Source organism: Sphingobacterium sp. BIGb0116 (genome assembly GCF_024808035.1).
Taxonomy (GTDB): Bacteria; Bacteroidota; Bacteroidia; order Sphingobacteriales; family Sphingobacteriaceae; genus Sphingobacterium; species Sphingobacterium paramultivorum.
Map to the genome: position 1 here is coordinate 152,915 of NZ_JANUDT010000012.1, position 15,119 is coordinate 168,033.

The 15,119-nt window shown below is 38.1% G+C and carries 13 protein-coding genes; 6 read left to right on the top strand and 7 right to left on the bottom strand.

Annotation, left to right across the window (positions count from 1 at the left end):
• The first annotated feature begins 145 nt into the window (after positions 1 to 145).
• Positions 146 to 1,687 carry a YdiU family protein gene (locus M2419_RS24925; RefSeq protein ID WP_259255808.1) on the top strand — a complete coding sequence of 514 codons (1,542 nt, stop codon included), beginning with the start codon at positions 146 to 148 and terminating at the stop codon, positions 1,685 to 1,687.
• A gap of 38 nt (positions 1,688 to 1,725) precedes the next feature.
• Here M2419_RS24925 and M2419_RS24930 read toward each other — a convergent pair whose 3' ends face one another.
• Both M2419_RS24930 and M2419_RS24935 read right to left on the bottom strand, forming a co-directional pair.
• Positions 1,726 to 2,217, bottom strand: a complete 492-nt coding sequence (locus M2419_RS24930; protein ID WP_153845495.1) for a hypothetical protein — start codon at positions 2,215 to 2,217, stop codon at positions 1,726 to 1,728.
• A gap of 47 nt (positions 2,218 to 2,264) precedes the next feature.
• Positions 2,265 to 2,633, bottom strand: a complete 369-nt coding sequence (locus M2419_RS24935; RefSeq protein ID WP_075992126.1) for a MerR family DNA-binding protein — start codon at positions 2,631 to 2,633, stop codon at positions 2,265 to 2,267.
• Positions 2,634 to 2,756: 123 nt separating this feature from the next.
• On the opposite strand from M2419_RS24935, the gene M2419_RS24940 reads away from it, so the two are divergent.
• On the top strand, positions 2,757 to 3,644 hold the full coding sequence (locus M2419_RS24940; protein ID WP_259255809.1) for an alpha/beta fold hydrolase: 888 nt from the start codon (positions 2,757 to 2,759) through the stop codon (positions 3,642 to 3,644).
• A gap of 105 nt (positions 3,645 to 3,749) precedes the next feature.
• Here the strand turns inward: M2419_RS24940 and M2419_RS24945 are convergent, their stop codons facing one another.
• The 4 genes from M2419_RS24945 to M2419_RS24960 form a co-directional block, all read right to left on the bottom strand.
• A complete protein-coding gene (locus M2419_RS24945; protein WP_259255810.1) occupies positions 3,750 to 6,440 on the bottom strand; it encodes a carboxypeptidase-like regulatory domain-containing protein in 2,691 nt (896 codons plus the stop codon).
• Positions 6,421 to 7,197, bottom strand: coding sequence for a GLPGLI family protein (locus M2419_RS24950; RefSeq protein ID WP_259255811.1), 777 nt, complete (start codon positions 7,195 to 7,197; stop codon positions 6,421 to 6,423). The genes M2419_RS24945 and M2419_RS24950 overlap by 20 nt, the downstream gene beginning before the upstream one ends.
• Before the next feature lie 67 nt (positions 7,198 to 7,264).
• A complete protein-coding gene (locus M2419_RS24955; RefSeq protein WP_259255812.1) occupies positions 7,265 to 7,579 on the bottom strand; it encodes a hypothetical protein in 315 nt (104 codons plus the stop codon).
• Positions 7,580 to 8,667: 1,088 nt separating this feature from the next.
• Positions 8,668 to 9,600, bottom strand: a complete 933-nt coding sequence (locus tag M2419_RS24960) for an SPFH domain-containing protein (RefSeq protein WP_075992121.1) — start codon at positions 9,598 to 9,600, stop codon at positions 8,668 to 8,670.
• Between the two features lie 559 nt (positions 9,601 to 10,159).
• Between M2419_RS24960 and M2419_RS24965 the strand changes: the two genes are divergently transcribed.
• The 4 genes from M2419_RS24965 to M2419_RS24980 all read left to right on the top strand — a co-directional run bounded on the left by M2419_RS24965 (position 10,160) and on the right by M2419_RS24980 (position 14,544).
• A complete protein-coding gene (locus tag M2419_RS24965; RefSeq protein WP_259255813.1) occupies positions 10,160 to 11,938 on the top strand; it encodes an NPCBM/NEW2 domain-containing protein in 1,779 nt (592 codons plus the stop codon).
• Between the two features lie 752 nt (positions 11,939 to 12,690).
• A complete protein-coding gene (locus M2419_RS24970; protein ID WP_259255814.1) occupies positions 12,691 to 13,287 on the top strand; it encodes a DNA-3-methyladenine glycosylase in 597 nt (198 codons plus the stop codon).
• 126 nt (positions 13,288 to 13,413) lie between these two features.
• Positions 13,414 to 13,812 (top strand): STAS/SEC14 domain-containing protein, encoded by a 399-nt coding sequence (locus M2419_RS24975; protein ID WP_159728492.1) that lies wholly within the window; start codon positions 13,414 to 13,416, stop codon positions 13,810 to 13,812.
• Between the two features lie 144 nt (positions 13,813 to 13,956).
• Positions 13,957 to 14,544 carry a hypothetical protein gene (locus M2419_RS24980; protein WP_259255815.1) on the top strand — a complete coding sequence of 196 codons (588 nt, stop codon included), beginning with the start codon at positions 13,957 to 13,959 and terminating at the stop codon, positions 14,542 to 14,544.
• Positions 14,545 to 14,586: 42 nt separating this feature from the next.
• Here M2419_RS24980 and M2419_RS24985 read toward each other — a convergent pair whose 3' ends face one another.
• Positions 14,587 to 15,045, bottom strand: coding sequence for a hypothetical protein (locus tag M2419_RS24985; RefSeq protein WP_259255816.1), 459 nt, complete (start codon positions 15,043 to 15,045; stop codon positions 14,587 to 14,589).
• Between the last annotated feature and the right edge of the window lie 74 nt (positions 15,046 to 15,119).

The window sequence follows — 15,119 nt, forward strand, 5'->3', positions numbered from 1 at the left end:
TCCGTCACTGCAATAATTAGCGAGCCTAGTCCGACAGCAACTGATTTTTCTCTCAACATTGTCATTCTGAAAACGCTTTGACCATATGCAGGACCTTTCCATAATTTGGAAAGTCTATATCTTTTATAATTAATATCTTTGCCGTATGAATATTGAACAGATCAAACAACCTTTCCTCAAAAAATTCCCTGGAGATTTTTCCAATAATCCTACACAGCGAGGCACGCCAAAAGTGTTATTTGCTACGATCGAACCTGCTGGGTTTGAACAGCCTCAACTGATTGCTTTCAACGAGGCTCTTTCTGAGGAAATAGGGCTGGGTAAATTTGAAGAAAAGGATCTTAACTTTTTGGTAGGATCTCACCTATCTAACAATATTCAGACCTACGCTACAGCTTATGCGGGACATCAATTTGGTAACTGGGCCGGACAACTGGGCGATGGTAGGGCTATTCTTGCAGGCGAAATTACCAATGCCGCAGGTAAGAAGACCGAAATTCAATGGAAAGGAGCTGGTGCAACGCCCTATTCAAGACGTGCAGACGGAAGAGCCGTATTGCGATCTTCTGTACGTGAATACCTGATGAGTGAAGCCATGTATCACTTGGGCATACCTACTACCAGGGCCTTAAGCCTGGCCTTTTCGGGAGAAGATGTTCTTCGGGATATCATGTACAACGGCAACCCACAATACGAAAAAGGAGCCGTGGTAATCAGAACTGCCGAAAGCTTCCTTCGCTTTGGACATTTTGAACTGATGTTTGCTCAGGGGGAGCACAGCTTATTACAGGATCTGCTTGATTTTACGATTGAAAATTACTTCCCTGAAATTGTTTCATCCGATCAGCAGAAATATAAAGATTTTTTTGAAAATGTATGTAACCGCACGGCAGACTTAATGGTAGAATGGTTTAGAGTAGGTTTTGTGCATGGGGTAATGAATACAGACAATATGTCGATCTTAGGCCTAACGATCGATTATGGTCCCTATTCAATGATGGATGAATATAATTTAAATTTCACGCCCAATACCACGGATCTACCAGGAAGGAGATATGCATTTGGAAAGCAGGCACAGATTGCAAACTGGAATTTATGGAAACTTGCGAATGCCCTCCAACCTATCATCAACGATGAAAAATTCCTTGAAAACACCCTAAATAATTTTGGCGTTTATTTTTGGGAAGCTCATGACAAAATGCTTTGCAAAAAATTCGGATTTGATGGGCTAAAAAAGGAAGATGAGGTGTTTTTTAACAACTGGCAGGGTTTAATGCAAGAACTTGCATTGGATCATACCTTATTCTTCAATCAATTGGAAAAAATAACTCCAGAAACTGATTTACATGAACATTTTAGCCCAGTAGCTTACGCTGTTTTAAATGAAGAAAAGCTTAGCAGACTTAAAGACTTCATGGAACAGTATCAATCCCGCTTGTATTCAAATTCAATTTCAAAAGCTGAGTCCCTGGATTTAATGAAAAAAACAAACCCCAAATTTATACTGCGGAACTATCTGCTTTACCAATGCATTGAAGAAATTAATGCTGGAAAAACAGCAATGTTAATGAAACTAACGCAAGCATTAGAAAATCCATACCAAGAATTATTTCCGAAATTTTCCGTCAAACGTCCTTCTAGCTATGACAACACCGCAGGATGTTCTACACTCTCATGCAGTTCATAGTACGAGATCCCCCTCTCGTTAAGCATTCAGGGGGGAAATTAAAGTTTAGGATTTGTAGATTTTCTAAAAATAATAATACTTAGTAGCCAGCCAACAAGTAAGCCTACTAAGAGATAAGACTCTAGATGCATATCTTGAAACCGAACGCTGGGTATATCACCATCCGAAGTAAACTCGGCCCTTCTTAACAGGTCTCGTATCTGAGCAACTTTAAATTTTAAATAAACCAAGCGCACCCAACACAATATAAGTCCCGAAGTACTGATAATTAGAAGGGAAAGCCGTTGATTTCTTACCGAAGATACTTTACAATAATTTTTGACTGACAAATACAGAAAAGGGAGAATTCCAAAAGAGAAAATAAAAATCAGTGTTGGTAAAACCTGGCCAGGTAGACGCCAGCTATCCTTAAACAAGGGGCTTTCACCTATAATTTCGGTTGTAAAAAACATTAAAAACCGATCTCTAATAAAAAAGGCAATTAGACACAATACGGTTGACAATCCAATAGCAATTTTGTATTCTTTCATCTTTTTCATTTCAATGAGCTAGGAGTAGGTAAAGCCGGAAACATAGGTTATCGACTTAAACCATTTTGGATATTGCTTTTACATTGTTCGATTTGCTTTTTCATTACTTTAAGTTCCCTTATCTTAGCGTCTATCTGTTCCAATTTAAGATCGAGCACTTCCATTTTACTTGTCTGAGTTAGCTCTTTTTGATACCATGCATCAATAACCTGCTTAATTTCAGCTAACGTAAAACCTACAGCTTTTGCCATCTTTATGAACCTCAGTTTTTCGGTTACTTCATCATCGTAATAAACGTAGTTATTGGAAGTTATATCCTTTTTTGTCTTGCCAGAAATGAGTCCACTCTTTTCATAAAAACGTATAGTTCCAATAGGAATGTTCGCTTCCCTCGCTAGTTGACTAATTAATTTCACTTGATAATCAATAGTTTAAAAAAATACCACAAGTATAAAGTATACTTCATACTTGTTGGTTGTAAAAATACAGTTTAAATTTGTCTATAGAAAATCAATGGTCGCTATAAATATCTTTTTATCATGAAAACAGCATATTCCGACAAAGAACTTATTAAACTTGTACCCGGCTTCACAAGCAATTTTATCGTAATAAATGACATTTCAATCCATTATGTTCACGGAGGCAAAGGAGACCCCATAATTCTTATTCCGGGTTATCCAGAAACATGGTGGGCGTATCATCATGTAATGCCTATATTAGCAGAAAGCAACCAAGTATTTGTAGTTGAAATTAGAGGAATGGGTAGCTCGGATAAACCGGAAAATGGTTACGACAAAAAGAACATCGCCAAGGATATCTACAAATTAGTAAAGCATTTAGGCTTGGACAGCGTTTTTATTGCAGGTCACGATATCGGTGCACATGTTGCTTTTAGTTTTGCTTGTAATTATCCTCAAGCAACTAGTAAATTGATACTGCTGGATACACCACATCCAGACCCAAGCATGTATCAGCTTCCTATGCTACCTGTTTTGGGGGAAACTTATCTATATCCATGGTGGCTAGCTTTTAATCAAGTAAAAGAATTACCGGAAAGGTTACTTGAGGGACGCATGTCAATCGTCATCTCTTGGTTATTTGACAACCTGCTGATTAATAAAGATAGCATAAGCCAATTTGATAGATCTGTTTATAGTGAAGCTTATGATAATAAAGATGCTATTCGTTGTTCCAATGCATGGTATCAAGCCTTTCCACAGGATATTAAAGATTACGCGAGCTACAGTAAATTAGAAATGCCAGTCCTGGCGATTGGTGCAAGTGGCTATGACCTACTGCTTCATTCTTTACCGGAAATCACCAGTAATCTAACACTTAAAAAAATTGAAAACTGTGGCCATTTTATTCTTGCGGAAAAACCTATTGAAACCGCCGAATTGATCAAAGCGTTTTTATTGACAATCTAATTTCGGATGAAATCAACTTGTAATAAAAAGCAACGGTTGCAGGCCTATCCTGAAAGAATTTTTCATCTTCGAGGATATGTTCTGTCCTGGTTTCAAGATAAAAACTTAAAAGCTATAATCTACCTCAAAACTGATATAACCCGGCAAAAGTTTATATTCGGTACTGGTATTATAAAGGTCTGTCAATTCAGCATTTCTGAAAAAGCGAGTATTAAAAATATTTTTTGCTGTCATGGTAAATCTTGTCCTATGTTGCCGCAATTCATAAGATAAGGAGAAATCCGAAAAATAATAGGTCTTGGAATCCTGCCCAAGGAAACTGCCAAAGCGATAGGATTCATTCTTTAGATTACACTGTATATTTTTTCCCATATTCAAAAATACATTCAGAAATCCGCGGCTATTATTGAGTGTAGTTTTGCTATCTGAGCGATAAGTAACCGACTGCAGGGCATAACCTGTGTAAATATTCAACCTGGATTTCCATGCACTTCTAAACGATAGTCCATAATCATATGTCTCTGTATGAATTTGACGATTGCCCACGCCCACCACCAATGTTTCGTAATCTGCCGTGTTTGCACCTAAGTCCAGACGGAAATTTCCACCTACAACTTTCAGGTAATAATTGAGATCTGCCTTGTAATTGCTGCTCTTTTTGTTTTTAAGCAATACTTGTTGCACAAGGCTAAAATTGGGGTCTAAACTGCTTTCTGTACCCATATAATCAAACAAAATCTGATGTCCGGCCGAAAGGTTCGCAAAAAAACGATCTGTCATACTTCCATAAGTGTATATCAGCGTACCACCTGAACTACTTAAGGTCGCTAGATTATCCATTCCTCGAATAAAGTTTCGAACCCCTGTCGTATAATAATGGGGAATTAGCTCGGTGAGTGAGGTATTCTGTTGCTGAAAATAGAGATCTGTTTCCAGTCGCCCTTTTGGGTGGATAACCCATTTCCCCGATAGTCCTGGAGAAAGCAACAGGCTATTTTTATGTTTGGGTTTCCCAAAATCTGTCAACCTGTTCTGTACAAGACCTGCCTGCAAGCGGGGTGTCAATTCCCATTTATTTCGTTTAAAGGTATACTTGGAAATAAGGTTCGTCTGAAACACGTTTAAGTCCATCGCATTGGAAAATCCCGAAGGAGAGACTGCTGTCCCACCTGACTCGTTTGGATTTGATAACAACTTCAATTCAGTGTTGAGCTGTTGCTGCTGGTAGGCCATATTGAAGGCCAACTCAAAAAAATCACCATTTTTCTTTCGGCTTACATAGTGTGTAGTAGCCCCCAGATACTGCAGATTATTTTCGATATGTTGTTTTACCGCATGGATATCTTTACCTCCAAACAAATCTTCATAATAGTATTGATTGATACTGTAGTCCAATGGCGACTGTTGCTTTATCCAACGTAGTGAGCTGACCAGTACATCCCGCTCCGAAAATTTGTAGCTATAACTCAGATTATGGTTGGTCAAATATCCTTTACTTTTGGTCAGTTCCTCACTTTGAACACCATTAAACAGTAATGCACCCAAATCATTTTTTCTCAGAGAACCTAGTGTACCTGAATAGCTCAACAGTGTACGCTTATTGGGCTCCAACTGCAGTTCCAGTTTCGTGAAGTAGTTATCGATGTTTCTGGTAAACTGATAATCTTCGGTATTGGTAAATTGAATATCCTGCAAATGATAGTTCTGAACGGTATTTCGATAAAATGATTTTTTAGTAGGATTTGCAAAACCCAGCCATTTGATCTTTAACTGTGGGGTCGGATTTAAAATGGTATTCAAGGACAACAGCTTATCGTTATTGAAATTCGTTCTTTTATAATCAAAACCGGGCAAATTTGGCGTATTATCTATCAAAGTAGGTGTTGTTATTCCGACACCAATCTGACCTGGTTCGTCAGGAGAACCAGACTGGATCAGGTGGTTAATACTGCTTACGGCATCGACTCCATTATTGTTAGCAGCACCTAATAGGTAATATTTGTTCTTTTTTCCAAAATTCATCAAGTTCGCATTGACCTGATAATATTTTGGACCTATGGGAACAACCTGCGCATCCACCGAGCCAAGCCACTGTGCCCTGCTTTCCTCCTTAAGTTGCAGATTTAGTGCAATTTTGTCCGAATTTTCGATACCTTTCAGCTGTTTATTATTAGAATACCGCTGCAATATCTGAATTTTTTCCAAGGGACGAACGGACATACTTTGTGTCAGCAGGCGATAGCCCTTTTCAAAAAAATCGTCCCCTTCCACCATCACTTTTTCTACTTCTTTATTGCCTATTTTGATACTCCCATCGGTCCCCACCTGAATGCCGGGAATCTTTCGAAGAAGATCCTCTACCGTACGCTCATCACCCTGCAAAAAGGATTTCACAGCAAGCTCAATGGTATCTCTGCCCCGGCGGTAGGGGCCTTTGGAATGGACAATCACTTCCTGCAATTGCTCCACCCCTCCAGCTAATAACTGTACATCAATCAGCGTGTCGGCCTGCGTAGGCGTAATCGAAAGTGAAGCTGGCTTAAAGCTCAGCGCCTTGAATAGCAACGTAAATGGTCCACTTTGGGCCGTTTGCACATGATATTTGCCTTGGCCGTCGCTAAACGTATAAGCCAACATTTTGTTATCGCCATCACGCCGTAAATCAATACGTACCCCTCCTAACGCTTTTCCCTCAGTACTAACGCTTCCGTGGATAGCAACCTGTCCATGTACGACCATAAACAACAGACAAAAGCTGAATAAGGCCGCTATCCGCTTATTGATGTTCCCATTCATACACTTGCTCTACACTGCCTCTAACTTTTTGTCTATCAACGCTTACACCTTCCATCATTGGCATTTTGCTGTACATAATACGCATTTGTTCTTCATTGATTTGGTCGTCTTTCTTGACAAATTCTTCCAGGCTCAATTTGGGTAAAGACTGGATATATTTATCATTTACGGGAATATTTCCCGCATAGGGATAATTTACCTCCTTCAGGTACCAATAGTTCGGATTGGCACTTTCGTTATACAGCATCACAATAAGGCCCGGCAAGCCACCAAATTTCGATGGTCCCACAGGCACGGGAATATCATTGGTATAATAAGCGACCAAAGTAGTTCCACGATAAGAGGCCGTTGCTTTGTGGCATACATGTTTGCCTAACGTATCCACATCGGTGTAATCGGTATTCCAGACCAATGCCGGAAATTTGTCCGTCACCAAATAGTTAACACCTTGAATGGAACGGGTTTCTAACTGTTGGTCAGCCTTATTTTGATGGATCACGACCCTGTTATACCTCTTGCCAGATCCGATTGTTATCGAAAATGAGGAAGCTACTTCATCATCGCCATCTTTGTTGAGCTCCTGCTTGCGTATTGGCATCGAATCACGAACAGCAATCTTCACTGTTCCATCATAATAGACATCTTCTTTAAAAGTAGCCATGGCTGATGGGATGTATTCATATGTCGCATGAAGCCGCTGTGCAGAAGATAATCTGGAAAGGAATAGAAATAAAAAGAATATATAATATTTACGCATGATAATTTAGTTTAGAAAGACGGGGTCAAAGCCCCGCTTTTGTTTTTGTGTAAGAATGAATAAAAGTTTAGTTGTTTGCAACCCAGTCATGCATTGCTGCAAAGAAATTAGCACAGCCGCCAGCTGAAGAAGCATAATCTGTGTAGACAGCGCTGCCTAATAAAACACCATCACAGCTATAAATACTTACTTTAAAATTACAGCGTACGAATGCCGCATTCGTTTCAGTGGTTGCCTCGGTAACCCTAACCGTATTGTTGGCCAGGCGCTGGGAAGTTGTTTCCACAGATGCATTTCCGTTGACTGTTGTTGCGGCTGTCTTGGCCGAAGCAACAGATGATAGCATCACCATTGCTACCAAACTCATCATTAATCTTTTCATTGTCTTTAAATTTACTTGTTAAACCATGGTATGTTTTGACGGCATACCCTTGTATATGGCAGTAAAAATAAAGACACATTTAATTATTTAAATGATGATTAAATATCTGTAAATGGTCACTTAGAATTCGTAGCTTATTAGTTACTATTCGCAATGGGCTTATCACTGAATAACTCGAATTATGGAGCAAATCGTTTTGAGGTAACGAAGTAAAAAGCTCTCCTAAATACCTGTTGAGGGAAGCTAAATAAAATTTTCTCGATAATGACCAATGCTTGGAGCATCTGTCGTTATAATATTCTCATTTTGGTCAAAAGCATATAGCGAGGAATTCCTGTCACTAAAATACTTGCCTTAAGGCAAGTATTTTAGGCCTTTTATGCTTTAGTTTTATAAGATATATGCTTTTTAATCATGCAGAATCTATTTATAGCTATTACAATAAGTTGTTTTGTATTATTTTGGTTCGCTGTACGCCACAAACTTTCTACGCGAGTTTATATCATTTGGTCTCTCTTCATATCATTTGCCGCTGTTGCAGGGTTCTTTATACAATTTCCCCCATCTTTCGCCTTAACGCTATTGGGTACAGTTATAACAATCGTCTGTTGTTCGATACTATTGGTTAATACAAAAATAAATATGTATTTGCTTTTGGCGATACATATCTTGCGTATTCCAGTAGAATTTATTCTCTATGCTTTATTCAAAACTAAAATGCTGCCGCGAGAAATGACTTTTATTGGCTGCAATTATGATATAGTTTTCGGAATTACTGCCTTAATATTTTTGATAACGGGCATATTCTTTCGTAAAATTTTCAATTTCCAGATTTTCAGATTATGGAACATATTCGGTATTTGCTCAGTTCTCATTGTTGTTCTTCTAGGAATACTGTCATCCCCAATTCCTATACAATTGATCGCTTATGATCAGCCAAATATTGCTATGTTACAATTTCCATATGCTTTATTGCCCAACCTGGTGGTACCCTTGGTAATCTTATCCCATATCCTACTTTTGAGGAATTCAGTTACATCAACATTTAGATAATACGTCTATGGAAGAGCTTCTTTGGATTTCTATCCCTAAAGACCGCCATCTTTAGGAAGATCAGGCAATTGCGCACTATTATGTCCATCAATCTTCTGTGCCGCTGCAATTGAAACAACCAAATCATTCAGCATAGAGCTTGCTGCTGTCGGCGAGTTAGGAAGCAAAACCAAATTACTTCTGCTATTGGCGCCGATAGCATTCAGTGTATCATAATGTTGCGTAACCACGATTAACGCAGAGGCTTCCTGTGCATTGATATTGGCAGCATTCAGCATTTTTACAGATTCTTCCAGTCCCTTCGCAATCTCTCTTCGCTGATCTGCGATACCCTGTCCCTGTAGTTTTTTAGATTCTGCCTCAGCTTTTGCTACAGCAACAATTCGTATTCTCTGAGCCTCAGACTCATATTCTGCGGCTGTTTTTTCGCGTTCAGCAGCGTTGATTCTGTTCATGGCATGTTTGACCTGTTCATCAGGATCAATATCTGTCACTAATGCTTTAATAATATCGTAACCGTAGCTTTGCATCGCATCCTGCAATTCACTTTTTACGGCAATGGCAATATCATCTTTTCTTACGAAAACGTCATCTAATTTTGTTTTTGGAACTTCAGCACGCACAACATCAAAAACATACGATGTGATCTGATTTTCGGGATTCTCCAAACGATAATAAGCATCTTTTACGTTGTCTCTGATTACCTGATACTGGACAGAAACTTTCATCTTGATGAAAACATTATCCAGTGTTTTGGTATCAATTATGACATCCAATTGCTTTATTCTAAGATTCAGACGTTTAGATATTTGATCCAAAAACGGAATTTTTAAATGCAAACCAGCATGACTCACTTTTAAAAATTTACCCAGCCTTTCTATCACAGCAGCAGATTCTTGTTTTACCGTATAAAATGAAGCAAATAATGTAATAAGTCCAAAAAAGACTAGAATTCCTAAATATAGCATAACCTTAAATTTAATATTGGTGATATACAAACTTACATCTTTACATTGTCATTCTTATATCAATTCCTTCATTTTTCGGTAAATATCAATCGCTAAGTTATCATCTCCAAATATCACAATGGTTCATCTGATCGTAGTAGGCATAATCAACGCTTTACCTCTGCAATCCTGGCATAAAGCTACCTCCGCTGATACTCCCATTTATAAAACGAAAGCAGCTGCTATAACAAATACGTGAGAGTATCAAGACGATATAATTCCACAAAGGATATTTCATCAATTCGGGCTCCCGCATATGCATAACACCTTGATAGATGGACAGCACTCCACCCAAACAAAATATGAAAATAGAAACCACAAAAGACAAAAAACGGAGGAGTTATTATTTGGGGCAATCAAGCTGAACTTGATCTCCTGGGTTATCGTAAGGAAGAATATTTTGATTTCCACTTAACCAGCGTTTCAAGCCAAATAGGATATAAAACTATATAGAAGAAGAACTTATGCATATTATTAATGAAAATCATGCTGATTTTATTTAACTTAGTGTCTAGATAATATGAAACCTAGATTAAACCTAATTGAAATCAATAGCGATTGTATAGTACCATGGATGAAACGTCAGCCAAACTTCCTCTGGATAATGCTGTCTATTTTACTAATAACACTCAACCAATTCGCTCAAGGAGCAATTTCAACAAATAAAAATAAACTGCTTCATACTGTTAAGGTTGTTTATTTTTATCCTGCTGACACAAAACTATCTTCCGATTGGAAAAATCGTCTCGACCGAACACTGAAAGATATCTCCTCCTATTACAAAACTGAGCTTGGAAATTCGGGATTTAAGAGTGATGGTATCTCTTTTGAGACAGACGATTCGGGTTATCGGTACCACTTGGTTCAAGGGGCGAAATCCTCAAATGATTATACAATAAATTCAGGGCGTGAAATAGAAAATGAAATCTTCGAAAAACTGGCACCTGCTATCAATCCAAACACCGAACATATTCTTGTCATTAATGCTTTAAGCCATAAAGATGAAAATGGTACCTACATCTTTCATTCGCCATACTATGGCAGGGGTTCTGCTTCCTCGGGCTTGTGCATGGTTGCAGACTGCGACCTCCTAGATCCGGCACTACTCACGGACGCAAGCACCAAAATAACTTTTACTGAGATGTTTGCCACAAATAAAGCATGTACTGTAGGAGAGTTCAACAGTTGGTACCTAGGTGGGATAGCACATGAAATGGGCCACCTTTTTGGATTACCACACGATCATGGTTTTCCAAATGAGTTCAATTCAAAAACGATTTCCTTAATGGGAGAATATGGCAGCAGGCACTACAAAGACGAAAAATGGGGAGGTTTAAAATCAGCTAAATTTTCCAAAGCTTCAGTATTTCAATTAAGTAGTCATCCCATATTTACACAGCGACCAAAACCTATCCAACAAAAAAACGAATTCCTATTACAATCATTTAAGCTATTTCAAGCTGAAAATACGACAAAATTAAAGCTCCAGTACCGTGCAGGTACAGTACCATATGGCGTTGTAGCGTTGATCCACCCTTATAATACCTCCGAGTATTTGAGCAACAGCTTTACCGCTGTAGTCAACCAGAGCAATTCTGTAGAAATTGATATTGCTCCTTTTGAAGGCAATATACCCTATGAAATTAGAATGCTGTTTTTATTTGACAACGGATCAGTTAAAGAATACCGAAAAATGGTTAGCCATAGTAACGATGGAGATTTCCTTACCATTAACAATTTTGGTCAGGCTACCGTCAATGACCTGATTAGAGTAGTAGAAAATGACAGCCTGGATAATCAAAAACAGGCCAAGTTGAGTATCTTAAATCAATTGTTGCAGGACGACCAACCCATCAACCTTAAAACCATAAAAAAGGATAGTATTTTTCTTTCTGACGCAGCATGGGAAGAAGCTTACGTAGGTTGGGAAAACCCAGCGAGAAATTATTACACAGCAGAATCTAACGCTTTATTTTTCCTAGAAAACAGCGCTAAGGTATATCGCAAAGGATTATATGCCCATGCACCATCCCTATATAAGTACAAGCTTGCAAAAAAGTGGCGGCAATTAAAAATCATCGCAGCTTTACGTGACGGCGCTCAAAAACCAGAGGGCATTCAATTTATCATCCGTGGTAATGGGAAAATCCTTTCTTCCCATAATGTCAAGCCCAATGAACAGCATCTTTTTGATCTAGATATAACAGGTGTCGATGATCTTGAGCTCCTTACGCAAGATCAAAGCGGCAACAACTTTAATGCCTGGTCAATTTGGTGCAACCCATATCTTATAAAATAAAAAAACGACGCCCCCTATTCATCCAGTTCGTAAAGGTATTTCCAGGAGCTTACATATTCCAGAGTTGGCCTGGCAATTTGATCTCACTCCTATTTTCTTTGCGGTTCAGCAGCTCATCAAAATTTTTTGCCATCACAAAAAACCGAACCTTGGCTCGGTCAATCAGGGCAAGGTAATGTGTAAATACCTTTGTATTTCTGCTTCCGTCAGCTCAGTGCTCAGCGCCACAATGTTGTCCTTATTTGCTGCGTGCCACGTTAAAGCAATATTGGTATGGATACCTGAAAAATCGCCGTCATCATATTTTTTTGGCAGACCATACGTATACATTGCTTACTATTTGTCAGCCTATGCCACCTTCCCTATTGCCGCTGTTAGGCTTTACGAAAATTAAGATAAAAAGGCTTTTTATCCGCGCTGTAATTTGAGTTTGAAAATCATTTGCTTAACTACTCTTCGTTAGCGATAAAATGTTGATTTTCCCTATATTTAATCAACGTTAGACGATGGACATAATCGTTGACAATTTGATTCATAGATGATGATGGGTAAGGTTATTGATGTTGCCAGTTATGGCATGGTATTGCTTTCAGATTTGGATTGGCTAATCTTGGAGAACACATACGATGTAACCTAGGAGAAAAAGAACTCGGAAATAGGGATAAACAAAACTGTGCTTAGAGAAGGATTGAATGCCTCTACTGATACGAGTAACATACGAATGATAAATAAGTCAATTTTTTGTATAAAGGATGAGTAAACTGCCTAAATCTTATTATAACAATAACGATACTTTATTCCTGGCAGAAGATCTGTTAGGAAAGGTACTCTATACGCAAAAAGACGGCCTGCTAACAGGGGGTAGAATTGTCGAAACTGAAGCTTACTTTGGCGTTATGGATAAAGCATCTCATGCATTTAACGGAAAGAGAACCTCCAGGACTGAGCCGATGTATCGTGAAGGTGGTGTGGCCTATGTATACCTATGTTATGGAATTCACCATCTGTTGAATATTGTTACGTCCGGTGCAGCGGATCCCCAATGCGTTTTAATAAGAAGTATTGAACCGCTCGTTGGCATTGACGTGATGGCTTTGCGGAGACACGTGCTGCCAGAAAAACCCTCATTTTCCAACGGACCGGGTTCTTCGGCCAAAGCTTTGGGAATTGACGCGTCGTTTAATGATGCGCTATTGACCGACGACCGCATTTGGATTGAAGATCAGGGATTAAAATACAATCCCGCACAAATCGGAAAAGCAGCACGAATCGGTATTGCTTATGCTCAGGAACACGCGGCTCTACCTCTACGTTTTTTTGTAAAGGAAAGTAAATATGCCAGAAAGTGACCATTCATTCGTCAGCCCCCGCAATTGGGTTTTAATTCATGTGAATAACTGAATTTCAATTACGTTCCATATTTTTTAACTTTACGATATAGATGACATGCAAAACAATAAAACCAACAAACCATCATGATCAATCAAATAAAAAAATTTAAAGGCAATGCACTTGCGTTGGAATTAATAGGATCATTTACAGAAATTGATGCGCTTTTGATAGAACAACTTTTCGAAGAAAAATTGAATGAAGGTTATGCGCATGTCAACATATTGATTAAGGTTAAAGACATGTCTATGATGAAAGACATGAAATTAAAAGCATTTTTTGAAGGGGAATTATGGGGAATTAAACATTTCGGAAAAATCGGACGCTGTGCGGTTGTATCCCATTCTGATTTCATGAAGTCAATAGTCAATATTGAAAACAAGATGCTCCATTTATTTAACTCGGCTTTAGAAGAGCGATATTTTGATGAAAATCAGTTAGAGGAAGCATTAGAATTCATCGAGAACAACAATAAAAAAATTTGATCTGCGAATTACGCATAAATCAAATGGCTTATCCTGAAAAAATTAATATAATTTAATGATAAAAAATAGTTTTTTATTGTTTGACTTTTCGCATATTAGTCCCTGTTAAATTAACCAATTTTGAACGAGTAACAAATTATCACCATGGAAAGACCTTATGATGGTATTGCAAATATTGACCAAACGTCAAATGGATACCAAATTACCATCCCAGCAAAAAAACATATGCCTGTCATAGCATTCCTTAGTTTGTGGCTGGTCGCTTGGTTTATTGGATTAAATTTTGTTGGAGGCTCGTTCGTAAAGGACTTTTTTAATAACGGAAATAGCGGATTAGAATTTGACCGGTTGTTTCAAGTAATCTGGTTGATTGGCTGGACTCTGGGGGGCTTATTTGTGATTAAAACATTATCGTGGTACTTAATTGGAAAAGAAATCATCGTGATAGATCGTGAGCAGATCAGCATGGCCAGAAAAAATGATATATTCTTCAGAAATAAGATATTTGATCTACGGGAAGTAAAGAATTTTCATATCGAAGAGGAGCCCTTTGAATTCGTTTTTTGGGGCCGCAGGAATGATTTGTCGTTGTTTAAAAATAGAGGGACTATTCGATTTGAATATGGTTTTAAAACAATAAAATTCGCGAATGATATGGATCAAGCTGAAGCGAATTACATCTTAGAAACATTAAGATCATCGGGGTATCTGAACTCAGCCAATTTTGATTAATTTGATTAAACAAATAGTCAGACAGACGACAATGATGCAGTTTTATTGCTTAACTTTCGGAGCAGCTTGCTGTTTTTCGATTATTTTTCTGAACAGGACAAATTCTAAGACGGTGCTGGCTAGATAAACAACGAAAAAAAGGAGCAGCATTTTTAACGGGTCAAGAACCATATTATATTTATAAACTCCAGCCAAAATATAAATAATCAGTAAGACCAGACAAACAGCAGGTATTCCCGAAAATGTCAGAAACGATAATACTTTATTTCGGCGAATTTTTTCGATGTGATTTAGAAAAAATAGTAAAGAACATAAAATCACTACGAAAAGGTAAATTGTTGAAAAACCTAAATTGACAACAATGTCCAGTATAACTATAATCGTCTCCAGAAATCCTGTAGCAGCCGTATTCGTCTCTGCAATAACAAGTCGGTATAGGATAAATAGCGCGACACTTATCAGTACATTAAGCAACCAAAATCTGAATATAATTTTTCCCATATTACCCGTATTTTTATAATTATTGTTGTCTATTCATCGATAACACTTTCAAGTACGCTTACAAAGATATCAAG

What these genes read in the sequence shown, in the direction of transcription:
- M2419_RS24925 (WP_259255808.1), top strand. Translation starts at nt 146, where the DNA reads ATGAATATTGAACAGATCAAACAACCTTTCCTCAAAAAATTCCCTGGA.
- M2419_RS24930 (WP_153845495.1), bottom strand. Translation starts at nt 2,217, where the DNA reads ATGAAAGAATACAAAATTGCTATTGGATTGTCAACCGTATTGTGTCTA.
- M2419_RS24960 (WP_075992121.1), bottom strand. Translation starts at nt 9,600, where the DNA reads ATGCTATATTTAGGAATTCTAGTCTTTTTTGGACTTATTACATTATTT.
- M2419_RS24975 (WP_159728492.1), top strand. Translation starts at nt 13,414, where the DNA reads ATGATCAATCAAATAAAAAAATTTAAAGGCAATGCACTTGCGTTGGAA.
- M2419_RS24940 (WP_259255809.1), top strand. Translation starts at nt 2,757, where the DNA reads ATGAAAACAGCATATTCCGACAAAGAACTTATTAAACTTGTACCCGGC.
- M2419_RS24945 (WP_259255810.1), bottom strand. Translation starts at nt 6,440, where the DNA reads ATGAATGGGAACATCAATAAGCGGATAGCGGCCTTATTCAGCTTTTGT.
- M2419_RS24970 (WP_259255814.1), top strand. Translation starts at nt 12,691, where the DNA reads ATGAGTAAACTGCCTAAATCTTATTATAACAATAACGATACTTTATTC.
- M2419_RS24950 (WP_259255811.1), bottom strand. Translation starts at nt 7,197, where the DNA reads ATGCGTAAATATTATATATTCTTTTTATTTCTATTCCTTTCCAGATTA.
- M2419_RS24965 (WP_259255813.1), top strand. Translation starts at nt 10,160, where the DNA reads ATGAAACCTAGATTAAACCTAATTGAAATCAATAGCGATTGTATAGTA.
- M2419_RS24985 (WP_259255816.1), bottom strand. Translation starts at nt 15,045, where the DNA reads ATGGGAAAAATTATATTCAGATTTTGGTTGCTTAATGTACTGATAAGT.
- M2419_RS24955 (WP_259255812.1), bottom strand. Translation starts at nt 7,579, where the DNA reads ATGAAAAGATTAATGATGAGTTTGGTAGCAATGGTGATGCTATCATCT.
- M2419_RS24980 (WP_259255815.1), top strand. Translation starts at nt 13,957, where the DNA reads ATGGAAAGACCTTATGATGGTATTGCAAATATTGACCAAACGTCAAAT.